Source organism: Yoonia vestfoldensis DSM 16212 (genome assembly GCF_000382265.1).
GTDB lineage: Bacteria > Pseudomonadota > Alphaproteobacteria > Rhodobacterales > Rhodobacteraceae > Yoonia > Yoonia vestfoldensis.
On the sequence record NZ_KB908004.1, the window covers coordinates 1 to 17,592 of the forward strand.

16 protein-coding genes and 1 pseudogene are annotated in these 17,592 nt (G+C 56.4%); 8 read left to right on the plus strand and 9 right to left on the minus strand.

Features of this window, described 5'->3' with window-relative positions:
• Positions 1-626 precede the first annotated feature (626 nt).
• Together H147_RS21610 and H147_RS0118540 are read left to right on the plus strand one after the other, a co-directional pair.
• Positions 627-698, plus strand: a complete 72-nt coding sequence (locus tag H147_RS21610; RefSeq protein WP_375342060.1) for a hypothetical protein — start codon at positions 627-629, stop codon at positions 696-698.
• Between the two features lie 81 nt (positions 699-779).
• A pseudogene (locus tag H147_RS0118540) lies at positions 780-971 on the plus strand (helix-turn-helix domain-containing protein); the annotation flags it as partial.
• Between the two features lie 166 nt (positions 972-1,137).
• On the opposite strand, the gene H147_RS0118545 reads toward H147_RS0118540, so the two are convergent.
• A complete protein-coding gene (locus tag H147_RS0118545) occupies positions 1,138-1,761 on the minus strand; it encodes a hypothetical protein (RefSeq protein WP_211216610.1) in 624 nt (207 codons plus the stop codon).
• Between the two features lie 290 nt (positions 1,762-2,051).
• On the opposite strand from H147_RS0118545, the gene H147_RS0118550 reads away from it, so the two are divergent.
• The 3 genes from H147_RS0118550 (at position 2,052) to H147_RS0118560 (ending at position 5,481) form a co-directional block, all read left to right on the plus strand.
• A complete protein-coding gene (locus H147_RS0118550; RefSeq protein WP_019956890.1) occupies positions 2,052-2,237 on the plus strand; it encodes a hypothetical protein in 186 nt (61 codons plus the stop codon).
• Positions 2,238-2,732: 495 nt separating this feature from the next.
• On the plus strand, positions 2,733-4,676 hold the full coding sequence (gene cas1, locus H147_RS0118555; protein ID WP_019956891.1) for a CRISPR-associated endonuclease Cas1: 1,944 nt from the start codon (positions 2,733-2,735) through the stop codon (positions 4,674-4,676).
• A 601-nt stretch (positions 4,677-5,277) separates the two neighbouring features.
• Positions 5,278-5,481: a hypothetical protein gene (locus H147_RS0118560; protein ID WP_019956892.1), complete on the plus strand. Its 204-nt coding sequence runs from the start codon at positions 5,278-5,280 to the stop codon at positions 5,479-5,481.
• On the opposite strand, the gene cmr6 is transcribed toward H147_RS0118560, so the two are convergent.
• The 6 genes from cmr6 to H147_RS0118585 are packed head-to-tail and all read right to left on the minus strand — an operon-like array spanning position 5,478 to position 12,947.
• Complete coding sequence (gene cmr6 / locus H147_RS0118565; RefSeq protein WP_081625908.1) at positions 5,478-6,326, minus strand: type III-B CRISPR module RAMP protein Cmr6; 849 nt, start codon at positions 6,324-6,326, stop codon at positions 5,478-5,480. The genes H147_RS0118560 and cmr6 overlap by 4 nt on opposite strands.
• Positions 6,323-6,847 (minus strand): type III-B CRISPR module-associated protein Cmr5, encoded by a 525-nt coding sequence (locus H147_RS0118570; RefSeq protein ID WP_081625909.1) that lies wholly within the window; start codon positions 6,845-6,847, stop codon positions 6,323-6,325. The genes cmr6 and H147_RS0118570 overlap by 4 nt, the downstream gene beginning before the upstream one ends.
• A complete protein-coding gene (gene cmr4 / locus H147_RS20430) occupies positions 6,844-7,827 on the minus strand; it encodes a type III-B CRISPR module RAMP protein Cmr4 (RefSeq protein WP_019956895.1) in 984 nt (327 codons plus the stop codon). Before cmr4 ends, H147_RS0118570 begins: the two co-directional genes overlap by 4 nt.
• A gap of 25 nt (positions 7,828-7,852) precedes the next feature.
• Complete coding sequence (locus tag H147_RS20715) at positions 7,853-9,079, minus strand: type III-B CRISPR module-associated Cmr3 family protein (RefSeq protein ID WP_081625910.1); 1,227 nt, start codon at positions 9,077-9,079, stop codon at positions 7,853-7,855.
• Positions 9,076-11,262, minus strand: a complete 2,187-nt coding sequence (locus H147_RS0118580) for a type III-B CRISPR-associated protein Cas10/Cmr2 (RefSeq protein ID WP_081625911.1) — start codon at positions 11,260-11,262, stop codon at positions 9,076-9,078. The genes H147_RS20715 and H147_RS0118580 overlap by 4 nt, the downstream gene beginning before the upstream one ends.
• Entirely contained in the window at positions 11,259-12,947 is a 1,689-nt protein-coding gene (locus H147_RS0118585) for a hypothetical protein (protein WP_019956897.1), read from the minus strand. Before H147_RS0118585 ends, H147_RS0118580 begins: the two co-directional genes overlap by 4 nt.
• An 846-nt stretch (positions 12,948-13,793) precedes the next feature.
• On the opposite strand from H147_RS0118585, the gene cas2 reads away from it, so the two are divergent.
• The 3 genes from cas2 to H147_RS0118600 are packed head-to-tail and all read left to right on the plus strand — an operon-like array spanning position 13,794 to position 16,864.
• On the plus strand, positions 13,794-14,078 hold the full coding sequence (cas2, locus tag H147_RS20125) for a CRISPR-associated endonuclease Cas2 (RefSeq protein WP_019956898.1): 285 nt from the start codon (positions 13,794-13,796) through the stop codon (positions 14,076-14,078).
• Positions 14,079-14,107: 29 nt separating this feature from the next.
• Positions 14,108-15,019: a hypothetical protein gene (locus H147_RS0118595; RefSeq protein WP_211216612.1), complete on the plus strand. Its 912-nt coding sequence runs from the start codon at positions 14,108-14,110 to the stop codon at positions 15,017-15,019.
• A 51-nt stretch (positions 15,020-15,070) separates the two neighbouring features.
• The gene (locus tag H147_RS0118600; protein ID WP_019956900.1) at positions 15,071-16,864 is read left to right on the plus strand and encodes a CRISPR-associated ring nuclease; all 1,794 of its coding nucleotides are present in this window, start codon (positions 15,071-15,073) and stop codon (positions 16,862-16,864) included.
• Positions 16,865-17,008: 144 nt separating this feature from the next.
• Here the strand turns inward: H147_RS0118600 and H147_RS21105 are convergent, their stop codons facing one another.
• Both H147_RS21105 and H147_RS0118610 read right to left on the minus strand, forming a co-directional pair.
• A complete protein-coding gene (locus H147_RS21105) occupies positions 17,009-17,257 on the minus strand; it encodes a hypothetical protein (protein ID WP_019956962.1) in 249 nt (82 codons plus the stop codon).
• A gap of 66 nt (positions 17,258-17,323) precedes the next feature.
• A partial coding sequence (locus H147_RS0118610; protein ID WP_026352692.1) for a hypothetical protein occupies positions 17,324-17,592 on the minus strand: 269 nt, incomplete at its 5' end.

Sequence of the window (17,592 nt, forward strand, 5' to 3'; positions counted from 1 at the left end):
GTTCTGGGCAGAGGCCGGAACGACCGAGCTCAGCAAGACCGATCCGATAACGGCCAGCGCGACGGTGGTTTTCTTGAGTTCTTTTTTCATTATACAGACTTTCTGGATAGGGATTGGCGGGACTTTTCTGAGCCCGCACGCTGGTTTGTCCAGACGCAGTCCCTGAATACCTGCTTCCGAGAGGCCCTATCCGCGCGGAAAATTTTCTGTGTTCGGCATTTTCAATGCCAGTGGCGCAAGCGTTGTTGGTTCGAAATTTGCCCCCCCAACCCGATCTTACGGATCGATCGAGGTAGTTTTGATCCTGCATATGATGGCTATGTTTGAAACTTTCGCACTCTCGAATGGGCGGCAGTTGCTGCAAAGCATGTCGAGAAAAAAGGTTCTCTGATTTGAACGGAATAGTACTTTAATTCAACACTTTACACTATAAGAAGGTCGCAGTCTTGCACGCGGTGCTTTCTATGTGCGCGATGCTGTGTCATATCGCGATCTTGAAGAAATCATGTTAACGTGAAACCTAATTTTTGATCACGCTACTTTTTTAGCGCTGGATCTTGAAATTTTTGCCGTTGGCTGCATGAAATGCCCAATCTGGGAAACGCGCTATGGCAAATCCCTGGCGGATGGACGAGAGTTACATAAGGGTTCGGGGCCAGTGGACCTCTCTCTACGGAGCAGTAGATCGGAACGGATGAACCTTTGCTTGCATGCTGTCAACGCGCGGCAATCTGGGCGCGGCCCGAAGGTTTTTTAAGAAGGTGATCGGTACAATTGGCTCAGGCACGACACCGCCAGCGCTGCCCGCCATGATGACAGAATGGCCCGTTGTCTCGGCGCCGATGGCGAAAGCGATTTTGTGGTGCAGCCGCACCGCCGTTCAGCGTAATCTCGTCTGGATGGAAGCCCGGGGTCTAATCCACGAGATGACCGGTCAAGGGCGATATCGGATGTGGCGCATCATGAACTGAAGTCTAAAGTGGATTGACAAGGTTTCAGCAGGTCCCGATTTTAATTGGTCGAATTTTAATGTTGCGACCGGCAACTGGCGCAGCGCCTGATAATATACCGCCGCCCCAAAGGGGGCGGCGGTACTGTGCGTTTCTAACTTGCAGGGTGCCGGTCACCCCGACCTGATCAGATCAAGTCGGCGTAACGGTCCGAGTCCTTTTGAATGGTGGCCAGCGTCATGGTCACGTGCTGATCAAGTTGCTCAAGGAACTTGGACACGATCCGGTTCCCAAACGCTGTCTTTGCCTCGCGCATGTATTCCACACGGACAAGCGCCCGTTCTGCCCAGTCTTTGTTCATCTCACCTGTGGCGCGCCGCTGCGTGATATCACTGAACTTCGCCTGTGCCTCGGCCTCAGCTGCGTCAAAGCTGTCCCAATCGAGGCTGGTCAGCACCTCCATCGTCTCGATCAGACGCTCGGACAGCTTTTTGCTCAGGTCCATCCCATGTGCCATATAGGCGTTGAGCGCCTCTTTTTTCCGTGCGGCGGCAACAAGCTCGCCGTTCAGCTTGAGCACTTCGGTCTGGGCCCGCAGCCTCGTGACGACCAGATCTTGGAAAACCTCGTGGGCTGCGGCGCTGGTAAGGGCCTTGGTACGCAGGCGATTAACAAGAGCGCCGATCGAGGTGACAGGACCGTTCATGGCGACGCCCAAAGGGTTGGGGGGGAGGATGTCATCCTCAAGCTCTCTGATCGGGGAACGTGTTTTGTTCGCCTCGGTTGTCCCGGGATTGTAGTATTGTGTCATGATCTTCTCCTGCTTCTGGCCCATCAGGTTGACAGGCGGGTTTCGGCCCGGATGAGTCCCGCGCCACGGCCCACTATGGGTGCGAACCGATCCATCTTTCCGGATGGAAAATTTTCTGGTGCTGGCATCTGAACGATGGCGTGCGCCCACAGCACCGCACTGGAAAATTTTCCGCGCCGACCGAATCTCTGGGCTTGGTGTTTATGGATTTTGCGCCAGGAAACATCTGGCGGGCACAATCCGGGAAGCGTGCCCTTCCCGCCCAAGATGGATAAAAGGAGACACCCATCATGTCAAAAGATCACAACGCTCAGGGACAGAAAGACGCGGCTGCGGGCACTTACAACCCGCCAAACGGGGCTGTGGGCGAAACGATCGCAATCCTGACCAGCAGCCGCGAAGGCGCGCAACAGGTCATCGACGCGAACCAGCAGTACAGCGCGGGCTGGAACAACGCCAACGATCAGAAGCGCTGATCGCACAGCCCACTTCGACTGCAAAAAAATGCCCCCGGCGCGAAAGCGCCGGGGTTTTTTGTTTTGAACAGTTCTTCAAGCCGAGCCTGTTAGCTGAGGCCGCAACCTTTGACGATCAGCTGATCTGCCGATCAGCCGATCAGCCGATACGTCGTAACAAGGGCTGGGTAGCGGAAGCTGTGTTTCATAGGCCGCTGCCTCTGCCGATCAGCCAATACGAAAGGCTTAAAGGAGCCCAAGATGAAAATCTGGTTTGATAGGCCGCAGCCTCTAACGATCAGCCAATACGTTTACGCAATGCCTACGACCTCATTAGAAAGTTTCATAGGCCGCAGCCTCTAACGATCAGCCAATACTCCACCTCCAGAAGTCCTTTTGCAACAACGGATTTTTTACCCATTTTCCACAGTGGAAAAAGAAACGGTATAATGTATACCGTAAATATGCACTGGTTCCTACAGTTTCAGATGTTTTTCTGTTTTTTATGAGCATGTTATGAGCAACCCACACTTGAATTCCGTTTTCGATCAGATCATTGGCTTTCCAATGCTCTGGGCGGGCTGGCAAAAGGTCAAGTCCCGCCATGGTGGTCCGGGCGGTGACGGGGTGACCATAGACGCTTTCGACGCCATCGCCGAACCGCGACTGCAAGCGCTGCACGCGGCACTGGCCAGCGGCGGCTACTGGCCCGCCCCGGCGCGGGTGATCGAGGCGAAAAAACCCTCGGGGGGCACGCGCACACTGCGCATTCCGGCCATCGTCGACCGTGTGGTGCAGACCGCTGCCGCGCTGGTGCTGACCCCGATCCTCGACCGTGAATTTGAGGATGCAAGCTTTGGCTACCGCCCCGGCCGGTCTGTCGGACAAGCCGTGGCGCGCGTCGCCTATCTGCGCAATGCTGGCTATGTCTGGACCGTGGATGGCGATATCCGTGCCTTTTTTGATGAAGTGCCCCACGCGCCGCTTCTGGACCGGGTCGACCGGGTGCTGGGCTGTGCACGCACAGCGGATCTGGTTGAGCGCTGGCTGCAGGTCTATTGCGACGGCGGGCGCGGGCTACCGCAGGGGATGCCCCTCAGCCCTGTGCTCAGCAACCTCTACCTCGACAGTATTGACGAGAAGATCGAGAAAGGCGGGGTGCGGCTGGTGCGCTTTGCCGATGACTTCTTGCTGCTCTGCCGCAGCGAGGCGGTGGCCGAAGGCGCGCTTGCTCGGATGACCGGGATACTGCGCGAGGCGGGCTTGAAGATTCATCCGGAAAAGACCGCGATCCGCCGGTTCGAGGATGCCACTCGGTTTCTGGGCCACATGTTCGTGCGCGGGCTGGTGATGGAGGATCCTGAGGACGGTGCCGAACATGCCCGCACTGCATTGCCGCCGCCGCCGCCTGAACCGCCCGTCGAAGACCTGCCCGAGGGGGTGCATTCACCCCGGTTGCGCTGGGTCTATGTGCATGAGCCCGGCCGGGTAGTAACGGCACGCGGCAACGCCTTTGTGGTGCTGGATGCGGTGGGTGGCGACGAGGTAGCGCTGGTTCACCCCGGCTGGGCCGATGGAATCGAGATCGGCCCAGCCGCCGCGATTGATGACGATGCGCTCCGACTGGCGCTGGCGATGCGCCTGCCGGTGGTTTTCGTGGCGGGCGATGGGTCGCTGGCAGGCACCCTTGACCCCGCGCCGGCAGACCGTGCCGACCTGCACCTCGCACAGGCGCGATTGGTGCTGGACCCGGCCGCGCGCACCGACATGGTGCGGCGGCTGGTGCGGGGGCGGATGGTGAACCAGCGGCAGACCCTAAAGCGGTTGAACGCCAAGCGCGACATTATGGCGGTCGACGATGCGGTCAAGGACATGCGGGGGCTGATTGCGCGGCTGCCCGTTCAGGGCGATGTTGATGCACTGCGCGGGATGGAGGGGCGTGGCGCGGCCGTCTACTGGACCGCGCTACAGGCGCTGCTGGACCCAGTGCTGGGCTTCAAGGGCCGCGAACGGCGGCCACCGCCAGACCCCTACAATGTGGCGGTTTCCTATATGTCAACACGACTGGCGGGGGATATGCAGGCGCTGATTTTGCGGCAAGGGCTGCACCCCGGTTTTGCGTGTTTGCACGCCAGCCAGGACGGGCGACCCAATCTGGCACTGGACCTGATGGAAGAGTTTCGCGCGCCGCTGGTAGAAGGGGCGGCGGTCACGCTGTTCCGTCAGGGGCGGCTGAAGGCCGGAATGTTTGTGCAGGAAGGCGACGGGCGCCTGAAGGCCTCATCTGTCGCAATCAAGGCAATGATCACCGGCTACGAATCCCGTCTGCGAACGTCGCTGGACAACCCGGCCGACGGGAAAAAGACGAACTGGCGTGGCCTGATGGAAGCGCAAGTTATAGCCTACCGGCGACACTGTCATGGCGAAGGGATTTTCGAGTGCTACAACCGCGAGACATAAAGATTCAAGTGTGGAAAATGATTAACATATTGGTTAAATTAAAAGAAGAGGAAGTATTCGATCCAATGTCGCAAAAAGGGACGATAAAATGGCGTGTTACTTTGTCAAGTGTGGAACCTTGCATGAAAAACTCAACTTGCAAAGGGACTTCTGGAGGGAGAGTGTACCGCCACTGACCAACGCTGCGGCGGATAAAAACAAAGTCATCATTGGCCCTACCTCTTGTACGGTGTACCGCCACCGGCCACCGCTGCGGCGGATAAAACCCTCCTTTCTAGAAGATAATTCGGTTGATTGGTGTATCGCCACCGGCCACCGCTGCGGCGGATAAAACATGAAGTTAGGAATAGTGTGTCACCTCCGACACCGTGTATCGCCACCGACCACCGCTGCGGATGAAACCCGATCGTAGAACTTGTCGAGTATTTCGTTCGTAGCGATGCTTTGGCGCTAAAGCTTCATCAGTCTAACGGTCTCCCGCATGTCGCTTGTTGGTGGCCGCAACAAGAAACTTTTCCGCGCCGACGCGCAGCCTTGGCCCGTGTCAAGCTGTTCCTGAGCGGCGCCCAGTCCCGGGCACTGCCGGAACCCGGAGAACCCCATGCGCGACCATATCGATGCCGACCGACGCGCGGCCACAATTCACCTCATCCGCGGCCAGCGCTGTGCTGTGCTGATGCTTCAAGAAGAACCGACGGGAGAATTGCGTGTTATCGGCCTAACGACCAGTGGGCGTGAAACGCTGGCGCTGACCCATGACATCACTCATGCCCATGCAATTTCCGCGTTGGCGCGCCTGATCTAGCGGCGCCCCTGCGCCGCCGCTTCAGGCACCGGATGGAAGCGCCCAAATCCGCTGGCCGTCTTTGCTCCAAGGCCGATATCCGCAAGAGTGCGCGTCAACCAATGGAGCGCAACCCGCTCCAGCCCTGCATCAATCCGCGTGCGGGGGGCGAGGCAAACTTGCAGCAATGTCCCTTCGGGTAGGCAAAGAAAGGAGATCGGGTTCGGGTCCGACCAATCGGCCGGGGGCGGCACCGCATCGCGCCCTCCACCCTGTTGAAAGTCGCCATAATGCGGGGTCATGACGTCGAATATCACCGGCAACCCTGCACCCGGCAGCACCCAGGCATCATGCCAGACCACCCCGCCCACAGCGCCATCAGCATCTTCATCAGGCCCGCAACCGAACACTGCAATGTAGAGATCGACGAAATCGTCCCACGATGCCACGTCCAGTTCTTCCAGGCTGTGACCGCCCATGCTGGCCCAAGCAAGTGCAGCCCCCTTGAGCCCGCTTCCCGGAAAGATCGGCCAGCCCGTCGCCCAATCGAGATAAATGCCATTCTCGAGCGGAGTGGGATTGCCGATCCCGCTGACCGATCGGTCGATTGCGACGAAGGGTTGCACAAGCCCACCGGTCGCACTGACAAGTTGCGCAAGCCGTGCAGCGCGCTGCGCAACTTGGCTGGCAATTTCTCCCTTAGGGTTCAAGTTGCTGGAAATGAAGTCTTCCACCAACTTCACGATCCGGCGCTTTGGCTTTCCACGTTCAACTGTCTCCTTCAAGAGATCCGGTTGGAACTTACTGCCTGAGAAGAGAATTTTATGTGCCAGAGTGACCTCGAGGTACTGCCCAAAGTTCTTCATTCCGGGCCCTCTGTTTCCAGATCATCGTACTGCGTTTCATCGTCCAGCCAGTCCTCTTCTTCCGAAGCTTCGGCGTCGTCGTCAGTTTCAGGGGCAGACTGGCCAGCCAGTTTTTGTACCTCGCTTTCGAATTCGGCGCGTGCAACAGCTTCACGCATGCCAGCGACGAGTTTGAGGGCTTGTGCCGCATGCATAAGATGGCTTTGTCGGCGCATACGATCAGCGGTCAAAGGAATGGAATAGATATCTTCGATCCATTTGGTCGGCGATATTGCGTCGCAGCCAATTGACCATTTCAAGTCCTCAAGGACCACTGAATTGGGATCTTTTGCCAACCGCATCGCCAGCGTTGCCAGCATTCCTGACTGCCGGATCTCGACCGGCAGACCCGCGATCTCCTTCTTGTAGTCGCCCCAATACTTCTTTCGCTCGCCCGTAGATGAGCCGTTTTTATCTCGCTCGTGGAACCGGAGATAGGCTTGGTGGCGAAGCTGATCATACCGATTGACCGGGTTGCTCATGTCGATGCACCTGCATCCGGCTTCTCTGCATCATCGGCGGCGGGTCGGGGGCCGACAAAGATCTGAAACCACCCCTGACCGACGGTTTCGTTCCCACCAATTTGGACATAGCGCAGGCCTGACGAGCCCCGCTTCAGGGCATCAAGCACGTGATCGACGGGGCTTATCTCTTTTGTTCCACCATCAGCATCGGGCACCGTAACTTTGCCACGTTCACCCAGCCACGAGCACATTACGGTGTCAGGCGGTAGTGTCTCTTCATACCAGATGTTTTCAGATCGCTTGTTTTCGTCAAGGACGTTTCGGGTGCGAACTGGTAGGGCGACATCAGCGAAATGCGTGAAATCGCTATCATTGAAGATCGCCAGGACCCGCTCGATTTGGAGTGCCTCGGGGAGCGCGAGAATGTCCGCCAGTAGTCTGGCGAGTTCCGCCCGAAGTTCTTGGTGATTGGCGACATCCACCGGGTCGAACTCGAAACCGCAAACAGCAGTCACCTGCTCCGGAACGTGTGCTACGCCTTGTTGTCTGGTCAAGCGATCGATTTTCGACCGCAGTGTCTTAGCTTCGTTCTCGCGACCGACAAAATCGAGGTCTCTGGCCAATCTTGAAAGAACTAAGCCACAAGTGGCCAGCACATAGGGGTAACCCTCGGCACGGAGGGGAAGCAGTATCAGGCGCGCATCCCCGACCAACAAGCGTCCGGTACCGAACCGCCCTTCGTCCCCGAAGGAGGCCCGGAAAGCGTCTTTGAGCATGGTCTGCGCCTCATCAGCGGCGCCTGAACCAACATTGTCTATGCGATCATGCCGACTGAATGGCATGTTGGCGTTTAGCGCCCCCTTCTCTGAGTGACCCGGCACGAAGGGCAGGCATGTAACGGACTCGCGTGCGACAGGCTGGTCCACAACGCCGCGACTCTGACCCTCTCCCGAGTGGACGTGGGTCTCGGCGACCAGTGTGATCAATCTGTTTGTCATGTAACGCTCCAAAGCCAATTTAACATCAAGCGGCCCCTATCTCGACAGCACCAAACCCCAGTTTGCGTTGTAAAGCAGCTGCAGCTGGGTCTGTCATGTTTAGCCCGCATTCGAGAAGACGGTTCGAAAGCCTGCTCCATGCCTCAGGGTCAGCTATCCTGCACTCGAAAACCGCGCCTGCCGGGGCAATCCAAGACCATGCCGTCCTGCCCGATGAAGTGGCATCCCATGTTGAAAACCGGCTTGCACGGCTCATCGCTGCCGACTGCAACTCAATTCCTTCGCATTGGAGGAAGGTTAAACGGTCCCGAATTCCGGGAATTGTAGTTCCTGTGACGTGGAAAGGTGTCATCGCATAAAGGCGTCTCGAGCATGGAAAAAAGTCGGGGGTCTCCCATGACGTCCTGTTTGAAGGCTCTGAGCGGAATGTGACATTCACAGAGCGACCCCTACCGCCTAATGTCCCAATTGTTCGCCGAGTATCGAGGAAGTCTACCATCGAAAGAGCTTCGATTGACTTACCGGCAACTTCAATTTCTAGCGCGTAACCACAAGGGCGCGCATTTGGGTCTTCACAAGCCCTCAAATGGTCAAGCGCGTACAATTGACCAGGAATGTTTGTCTTGTTGGCGTCGAGACCGAGTCCGACATAACTCTCCCTTGCGAAAAGGTTGGTCCCTTTCACAAGACTTGTTCTCTCTATCGAAGGTTTGGCATCCTTTAGCACTTTCGCGAAGGTTTCCTCGTGAAGCCAGTACTTGTCGTCGTGTTTGGTTTCTACCGGGAACGAAAAGAATTGATCTGAGTCACCTAGGTCGCTCTGGAATCGACTTTCTTCATTATGCTTGGGAGGCATTACGAAATCGATGTGGGCGGAAGGATCTTTGTCTTCCCGGTGACGGATAGTCATCGGCGATGACAAAAAAATCTCTCCCCTGCCGTCTACCAGCCAGAGCCTTTGAAAACTCAGGAGTCCCAAATCATCGGGGCCATCACCGATCAAGGTTTCGACGGAAACATGCTCTAGCCCCGGGACAGCCGTACAAAAAGTACTCGCGTTCCAGCGGCTGATTGAAGGGCTCTTCGCGCCTAACAGCTCTGCGATGCAGACTCGCAAACAAGACGCTAGCTGACTTGGAAGCGGAGGAAAAAGAGTGTCTGCCTGCGAAACACCCAAGTCGTCCTGATTAAACGGACGCCCATCCGACAAGTGGAGCGTGTCGTGAGGTGTCAGCGTGGCGATCAGCCTCATGCAGATATCTTTTCTTCGGCAACTGGAACATGATGATCGATATAGAGTTCGATATGCGCGATGATCCGTAGAAGTGCGATTGCTGACGCTTGAGAAGACACGCGACAATCTGGAATGGCCAGTCGCATGAGCGTATCGGCAACATCTGGAAGATGTGAGTTGGTTTGGTCGGCGGTCGGTTTTATAGCTTCCCTCGCTCCGGTAAGTGCCGCCAGAATAATTTCATAGACAGCTTTCTCATTGTAGCGCTCTGCGAATTCTCCGAATGGGTCTGCTAGCCGGAAGGCGTCCGAAACGGCATAAATTACCCGGTTGGTGCGCAAGTCAAGGCCGCTTTCTTGGGGTTGGAGTGATGCCAAAAACTTCAGCTGTTTTAACGTCTCCGTAAGTCCGCGAGATGCGTTCGGCGTTGACTTTGCGATCCCAACCCAGTCAGCAACGCAGCCTGAAAGTGAGACGACTTCCACTCCAAGGCCACCGCCTCCACAGGTGGTCTTTGTCCGTTTGAGCAGCTGCGCGGATCCCCGGATCAATCGCGAGAGTGGATAGTCGAAACGTGCGATGCTGATAGCCACAGAAATAGTTGATTGCCGCCTGTTCTTTTCTGTTTCTGCGTCCACGATCGAGGCTGCGACCTTATCAAATATCCCAGAAATCCCGTGCGCAACTTCAAGCGCATCGCCTGCCGGGCAAACGATGACCAACTCATCAGCCGCCCCGTAGAGCACAGCGGATCTGGATCCCCATGCGTTCTGGGCATTTCCTGATAGCGCGAGACGGAGTTGAGTTTGGAAATTGTTAAGCATTCCGGTCGCAATGGAGCCTTTCTCGCCGATCAGGGCGCTCATGCGATCACCGTCGAATTGCAAAATGGCGATGTAGGGTGCGGGGGAGCATCCAAGGAGATCCTGGAGGCCACTCAGCTTTTTTGTGAAGTCTGCGCGGTTCTTTTGAGCAACCAAGGCCGTACGCTGGTCCAGTACATCTTCATTTTCTTGCTGAAGTTTTGATAGGTCGCCGAACATTAAACTTCCATCCAGCGCAAGGAAGCTCGCAGCAGCGGAGGCTTGTCGCGTCGGTTGATCGCCACCGCCATGTACTAGATTTTCCCAGATCCGGCTTTGTCGTTCAGCGACGGCGTGTTTAAGCGAAATGGTCTTCGCGCTCAACGCCAGCGCCTGACACTCGGCGTCGAACTTTTGTTCGATCGCCCGGGCCATCCAGGGCGCAGCGGCAATGGCTGCCGTCGATGGCCAATAGCGAACGCTTATATTGCCAATGTCTTCTCTTCCAGACCATTGTTTACGCCTCGCCTCCCATCGCGTCGCAGATGCAGGCTTCCAGCCGATCATGTCGAGACGCGCGAGAATATCGGCCTGCAGACGCGGAAAAAGCCGCTTTACCAAGGCAGGTGCTGAAAGCCGTTCGCTGGCGCCCAGATCAAGCGACTGACCGCTGTGGCGCAAGTTGCTGTCGATTTGTCCAAGGTAATTTGAAACAGCCGTCCAGAACTGGTTTTGCTGTACGCGGTTCGAAGACCGCCGCCAACCCGAAATTTCTCTGAAGTCGCGCGACATCATGCACAGATCGCCCTCGCCAACGTCGCCGAGAAAAAAGGGCGCGCGAAAGAGTTTGCGCTCAGCAAGCCACAGATCATCCGGTCTGCTTTCATGATCATCTGCCGATCCGATCACCCATATCGTTTCCCAAAACGAGGCGTCGTCGCCATCCGTGCCGATCTGGTCCTCCCAGATTGCGCGGCTCCGCTCGAGTTGATCGCTATCGTGCGAGATCGCCGGCGCAATAAAGCTGTCCCAAACCTCTCCAGCCAATGCGCGCCAACGTTGAAGAATCTGCCCCCTGAGGCAGCGTGGATCGAAGTCGTCCGGAACGAGCGCGCGGAACTGATTGGGAATGGTTGGTTCGTATTCAACATCCGCGTGAGGTGCCTTGGCAACCGCCCTTAAGAAATCAGATGCCGCAGCCATGTCAGTTTCGTCGACGGCATAAGGCTCCAGTTCTTCAGGGGACAGAATTCTGGCACCGTTCCGGTTTGCATGAACGATGGCAACTGCGGTGAGCCAGCTCAGCAGGAAAGATCCAGCCCAATAGTCGCGTGTGCGGCGAGCTTCGCCAATGAAGCCACCGACCGGACCGAGCGAAAACCGGAGTAATTTTGTCAGTGCGTTTCCTCCGTTCCAGCTTTTGCACCGGACAAAATCTTTGCAACGGGTCCGGCACGATGATGGGTCAGTGTGTCAGCAAAAAACGCATCCGCCAACGCTTCAACCGCGTCGTCGCTAGGGCTAGGCATGCTAACAGTGGCCGGAAACTTACCGAGCCGGAAGGTATCGTTCCTATTCCTGCCCGGTATTTCGAGTGAATAGGTGATTGCGCCTGTAAGGGTTCGCATGTCTTCTGGTAGGAAGACCGCGGGTAGAAACAGCCAGGTGCCGATTGAGCCGTCGGGGGTCGCGCGGACCTTAAGAAAGAAAGGGCTGCCCCGACGCTTCGGCCCGTCTTTTGTCACATCGGGCAGATTGATTGTCAGGGTTGTCTGTAAAACTTCGTTCGTTTGCAGAACCTTTCCCCGCCGTTTTTGGTGAATGAGCGATCGTTCCGCTTGGTCGAGTTTGTCTGCGCGTTTCTTTTTGACGCTGCGCGAGTTCATTGGCAGTCCGAAACCTGCACGCAGCGGTGATGCCGATGGATTTGTGGGAAACGTAATCTGAAATCTTCCTGTGCTGCGCTCATTCAACGTTCGTGCAGCGTTTGCAATCGGCAGATACCACGTGTCGTGATCCGAAATTGCCACCTCTGAGTGACGCTCGGGCTCTTTGTCGATAACGGTGGGTCCGATCCTTGGGTGTCCTCCGTCCGGAGGTGTCAGTCCCCAACCCCGGAACCGCTGCATGGCAAAGCCTAGGGTTTCGTGCGCGATATGCGTGTCTTTTCCGTTGAATTTGGCGAAAAGTACACGGGCACGGGCGTTCAAGGCAGTATAGGGGGGAAGATCAACGATGTCGTTATGGGCATCCAGAATGGCCATAACCGCTGCTTCGATCTCCATGGCATTGCTGGGAAACAAATCGGCCGCCGATCCGCCAAGGTACGCGCCCTGCACCGTTAGACCGCCAAAACCTCGGCGGCTGCGAGAGCCGACACCCCCGAAAAGATGAAGCAGCAAAAGGGCATCGGCAATCGTCGGTGGGGCAGTCGGTTGCCCTATGTCGTTTATGGTCATAGCGAACGGCGCCCATGCCTTCCAATCGGCGAGGGCGGCGATCCCTTTGTGTTCTTTCTCTCGTGTCGTCGTGTCGGAACTGCCAAGCCAAGGCCATCCCGCACGGGCCGTCGCCGAAACAGACAATGCGCTGCGCGGCGATAGCGGACGGTGATTGTTCAGTCCTTGGCCTGCCATATAAATTCGTCCGGGTTGGCCCGTCACACGGGCGTCCCAAGCCTTGTCCAAGAACATTTCAGGCCTGTGCGCCACAGCCCATATTGCGGCGCCTTGGCCGTGCTGGCCACCCTCGCTGCCCCAGATCACCGACTGCCAGGCATGGACGCAGGAAAGGGCGGCGCGCCTGTCGCCGTGGCAAGCGCGCAGCGCCCGGGCCCAGGCTGCGGCGCGCCACCAGAAGCGAACCACGCCAAGGATTGACCCGAGGCGCCAATGCGCGTCACCCTTCGCGCGTTTCGGATCTTCATTCGGGTGATGCCCGAATAGGAAACCGGGAGTTTCAAGGCGCAGCGTCAGTTCAAGGCGTTCGGCGACACTGGGGCTTGGCAGCCGTCCAGCAACGCGCGCGCGAAGCACGTCGGGGATACGCTGGCGCTGCGCATCGCTTGGCTTGAATCCATTCATCTAAACGCGGTCTCCCGGAAGGCGTTCTGGAAGTCTGCACTGGAACCCGGAACGGATCAATCCCTTCAGCTACGCCTGCCTAGGACCGGTTGCTGCACTTTCTGTGCAAGCCGTCGGAAACAGCAAAATTGTCAGCCGTTTCACCCGGATGGTTCGACAACGCAGTGTGCTTACGGGGACAGAGGCGCTTGCAAACAAAGCAATACATAGTCGTTACGCGTGTCATAGGCCACAGCCTCTGTCGAACACAGCAGACACGTAACTATGAGTTTCAAAAGAAAAGCCAAGTTTCATTGGCCGCAGCCTCTGTCGACCACAGCAGACTTTACAATTTCATCTTAGGAGGACGCAATGAGTTTCATAGGCCGCAGCCTCTGTCGACCACAGCAGACATTGAAAACGGGCAAAGAGCCTTACAAAGAAAGTTTCATAGGCCACAGCCTCTGTCGACCACAGCAGACTGGTATCGTCAGCACTTAATGTGCAGTACGAAGTTTCATAGGCCGCAGCCTCTGTCGACCACAGCAGACACGGCACATACCTCACCGGCGCTGACTCGACGTTTCATAGGCCGCAGCCTCTGTCGACCACAGCAGACACCCCCTCTGAAAGCAACTGAAAAGATTGGTTTTCATACTGGCAAATCCACACTTGATTCAAAAACGATTTCATTTTCTCAGACACCACGACAAAATTATGAGGCACATACCCATATTCTCATTTATTCTCAACACTCTGTCGGTTTTCCACACTTGATATCCTAAGATCGATAGCTCGTTGGTCATTTTCCATGGTTGGTGCATCATTTCCTCGACGTGGAGATTGATCCGAGGTTATCTTGTTACCATGCAACTGCTCAACCTTTACATCTTCTGCTACGATATCGCCCAAAGTCGCCCAAGGCGGCGCGTGGCGGCATTGCTGTCGGATCGTGCGGTGCGGGTGCAACGGTCGGTCTTTGAGGGACGGTTGACTGCTGCCGCCGCTGACAGCCTATCGCTGCGCTGCGCGGCAGAGATCGAACCGGGCGACAGCCTGCGTGTCTATGCAGTCACGCCTGGCGGCCTTACCGCCTGCCGGACCTACGGCTGCACCCCGCCCGTGGTCGCAGGCGACTATTTGCTGCTGTGATCGCAGCCTGGCAACCTCCTGCCCCCTGCGTGCCGGTGCCGCCCGAAAGGGCGCTTGGCGTACTGGAGACCGAGGATATTGTTGTTCGGCTCGATGTGCCGCGAGATTTCGACACTGGCGAAACCTTGGCCGGGCGGCTGCGCGGCGCGCTTGGTCATGCGTTGATGGCGATGCAACCGCAGGAAAGCCGGTTGTTGGAACGCCGTGCAGCGCTTTGGCGCACCCCGACTGCCTATGATGCGCTGTTCTGTGATCCCATCGTCGCACCGCCGCGGGCAGGCTCTGTCGCGGCGGCCCCAGCCCGGCCTTATGTCTTGTTCACCCAACCGTCAGGACGCAGGGTCACAATCACCCTGCGGGTGTTCGGTCGCGCCCGTCCGTTTCTTCCGACCCTGCGGCAGGCGCTGATACGAGCCTTGTGCGACCAAGGTATCTCGGTCATGCCGCTGGCCCGTGCGCGGGCGAGATTCCCGGACATGGAAATGGAATGCGGCCAGCCGCAGCCGCCCACGCCTTTGCCAGAGGCGGCTGCCCTGCGTTTGGTCGCAACCTCACCCTGGATGCTGGATCGAAAGGGCCGCATGGCGCTGGACGCCGCGATGCTGGGCAATTCGGTGATCAGCCGGGCCGCGGCGGTGCTGGCGTGGTGCGGTTGCTGGCTCGACGTCGACCCCGAAGCTGTGAGTTTGGAAGTCCGGTCGCTTGAGCTGTGTGACCAGACACTGGCGTTCCTCACCACCGAGCGGCGATCACAACGACAAGGACGAACAATGGAATTTCGCGCGGTGTCAGGCGGCGTTACATTGCGCCGCTGTGGCCCGATCTTGCGGACACTGCTGCCGCTGATCGAGGTGGCGGGCCTTGGCTCGGCCACCACATCGGGCTTTGGGCGCGTGGCCGTATTTTACGAAGCGCCGTGGAACCGTATGTCCGGCGATTGACAGAACAGGGGGCATACCGCAGTATTTTGGTATTCTGGATGAGAGGTTTGCATGTCCCAGCCCCCGCGCTACTGCTTTATCGCCACTTTGGGAAGAACAGGTCAGGTCATTACCGAGGCGCTCGATGCTTTGCTCGAAGAAAAAGGTATTGTTCCGTTTCGGATCGAGATCATCACGACGGATATCGGTGAGGAAAAAGCAAACCGCGAAAACACGGCGTCAAAGATGCCTAAGTCGGAGAGAGGCCTTCGCGATAAGATTGCAGAGCTGTACGAGGACAGAAAGAGCAATCCGAATGTTTGGAACAACGTAGACCTCGTCCCCCACAATCCATGGCAGTTTGTTGACGAACATGCCGGAAATGTGGTCTTCAATTATGTTGAGGATCCCGATGATCCCAAGAAGTACCTAAAGGATATCGAAACCGCAGAGCACCACAAGGCTTTCATGGAGCTTATAGACGAGCGCACGCGATTGCGAGGGCGATCGAATGAGGAAATGAAAAACCCCGACAGTGGTGATGCTCCCCGCCTGATCATGCTCCTCGCCGGTGGCCGCAAGACGATGTCGAGCGGAGCACAGGAGATCATGGTCTTCCGGGGTCGCCCTGATGACAAATTGTACCACATTCTCGTAAACCCCAGCTGGATCGAAGACCTTGATAAAAGCGAATCATTCTGGTTCAGGAAAACTAACGGTAAAGCTGTAAGGTCAAAAACAGGTGAAATGCTTAAGCATGAGGACAAAGAAAATCTCAGACTTAATTTGATCGAGCTTGAATACGGGATCGCGAGTGTCGTGTTTGACTATGATGAATTACCAATCAGCTATGATCTTGCGCTGAAAGCGATGAAGAGGTTTCGAGAGTCTGACAGAACGGAGCTTGTGATCGATCTGGCCGCAAGGACGCTCTCTTATGGCGGAATCAAGAATGAGGGTGAAATCGAAGAGCGGATTGTAAAACAAATTGCCCCTTTGCCGCTGGCGTATTTCGCAGCGTTAGCAGAAGTGAGCCCAAAGCGGGTCGATCTCCTCACGCTTGGAGATGCAGACACTGCCTCCAGCGACCGACATAACTTTCCCTCGTTTCGGGAAATCCTACTGAAGAAAGAAAAATTGATAGATCCGGTGCGAGCGGAACAACGCATACAAGCCAAGGCCGCACTGCTGCATTTTCTCGAATACCCAAATTACGATACTTTCAATACGTTTCATAGCGCAGCCTGCGAAAATAACGAAGCTGAGGCGGACGGTTCTGGCATGCGAGGCCGTCAAGAGGCACATTTGAAGATGTTTCCTCGGTTCCCTTTTTCTAACTCCGACATTTTTGATATTATGCTGACGAGAAGGAAAAAATTAGGTATTGACGCAGAATCCACTTATACACTCAAGATCCCAGAAAATTTTACAGGAATTGTTGAACAACATCGGAACGACATGGCGTTTTATCTTTCACGTAAAAAGCCTACCCGGAAAGATTGCGATGTTATCGACAAAAGACGTTACGAGGCGCTTGCTAGCGAAATCAGGACTAGCTTGTTGAATATTGAAACGTTTTTTTCTCGGGACGTTCTTTTGAAGACTTATGCAAGTGAACATGCAATTCTGACGGCCGCAAGAAACGATCGAAACAGAGTGATAGCTAAGCTAAATTCCGAGATCCGAGGTGAGGATGAGAACTTCTTCGTCTCTTCCGACATCATCGTGAAGGGTTTTTCAAAGAAAGCACGCAGCCGAAAGAAGTTAACATCTTCTGAGGCTCGCGATTTTAGCAGCGATGACGGAATGTACCTTTTACCGAACCGAACGATAGTTGAGCTGTCTGACGACCAGGACGAAAACTAATCAGCTGATGTCGGGTATGGCGGACGCCATGTGCAGTTAATTCGATTGAGTGGACAGATACATTCAGGCCCATAGCTGGTGTTTTTCAGTGCGCCCCCGGAGCGGTAGCACCGGGGGTGTGGCAAGCAACCTGTGGCAACCTGATCAGCGGATGCGGTCCTCGCCGCAGGATTGAGGGCGGTTGATCAGGGGGCAGTTATTGCCCGTGTAGGGGACGACGAAGTTGCGGGTATCGGGAGCGCGCCTGCACGGGTAAAGTGCGCAGATGCGGCAGCCCCGATCAATACCCGCGCCCATTGGGGTCAGGATGCGCGCATTGATTTCGGTAGCCGAGCCGATTGACAGGAGGGCAGCCATCACAGAGGCTTGGCCTAAGATAAGCAGACGTTTCATTGGATTTTCCTTTCTGAATGAATGGATAGTGGGGCGAGCTTACGCCCGCCCCCTTTCGGTCTCAGATCAGCGACGCGTGCCGGGGTACTGAACCTGCGGCAAACCCTGACGGCTGTTCATGAAGTTGCCAGCCTCCCAGCCTGCGCGGTCCCAGGCGCGGATCGCGTTGGACAAAGGCTTAGGGCAAAGGCCGCTGTTGACGCAGGCGAGCGCGCTGTTGGCGGTGTGTTGAACAGTGCGGTTCTGGGCAGAGGCCGGAACGACCGAGCTCAGCAAGACCGATCCGATAACGGCCAGCGCGACGGTGGTTTTCTTGAGTTCTTTTTTCATTATAC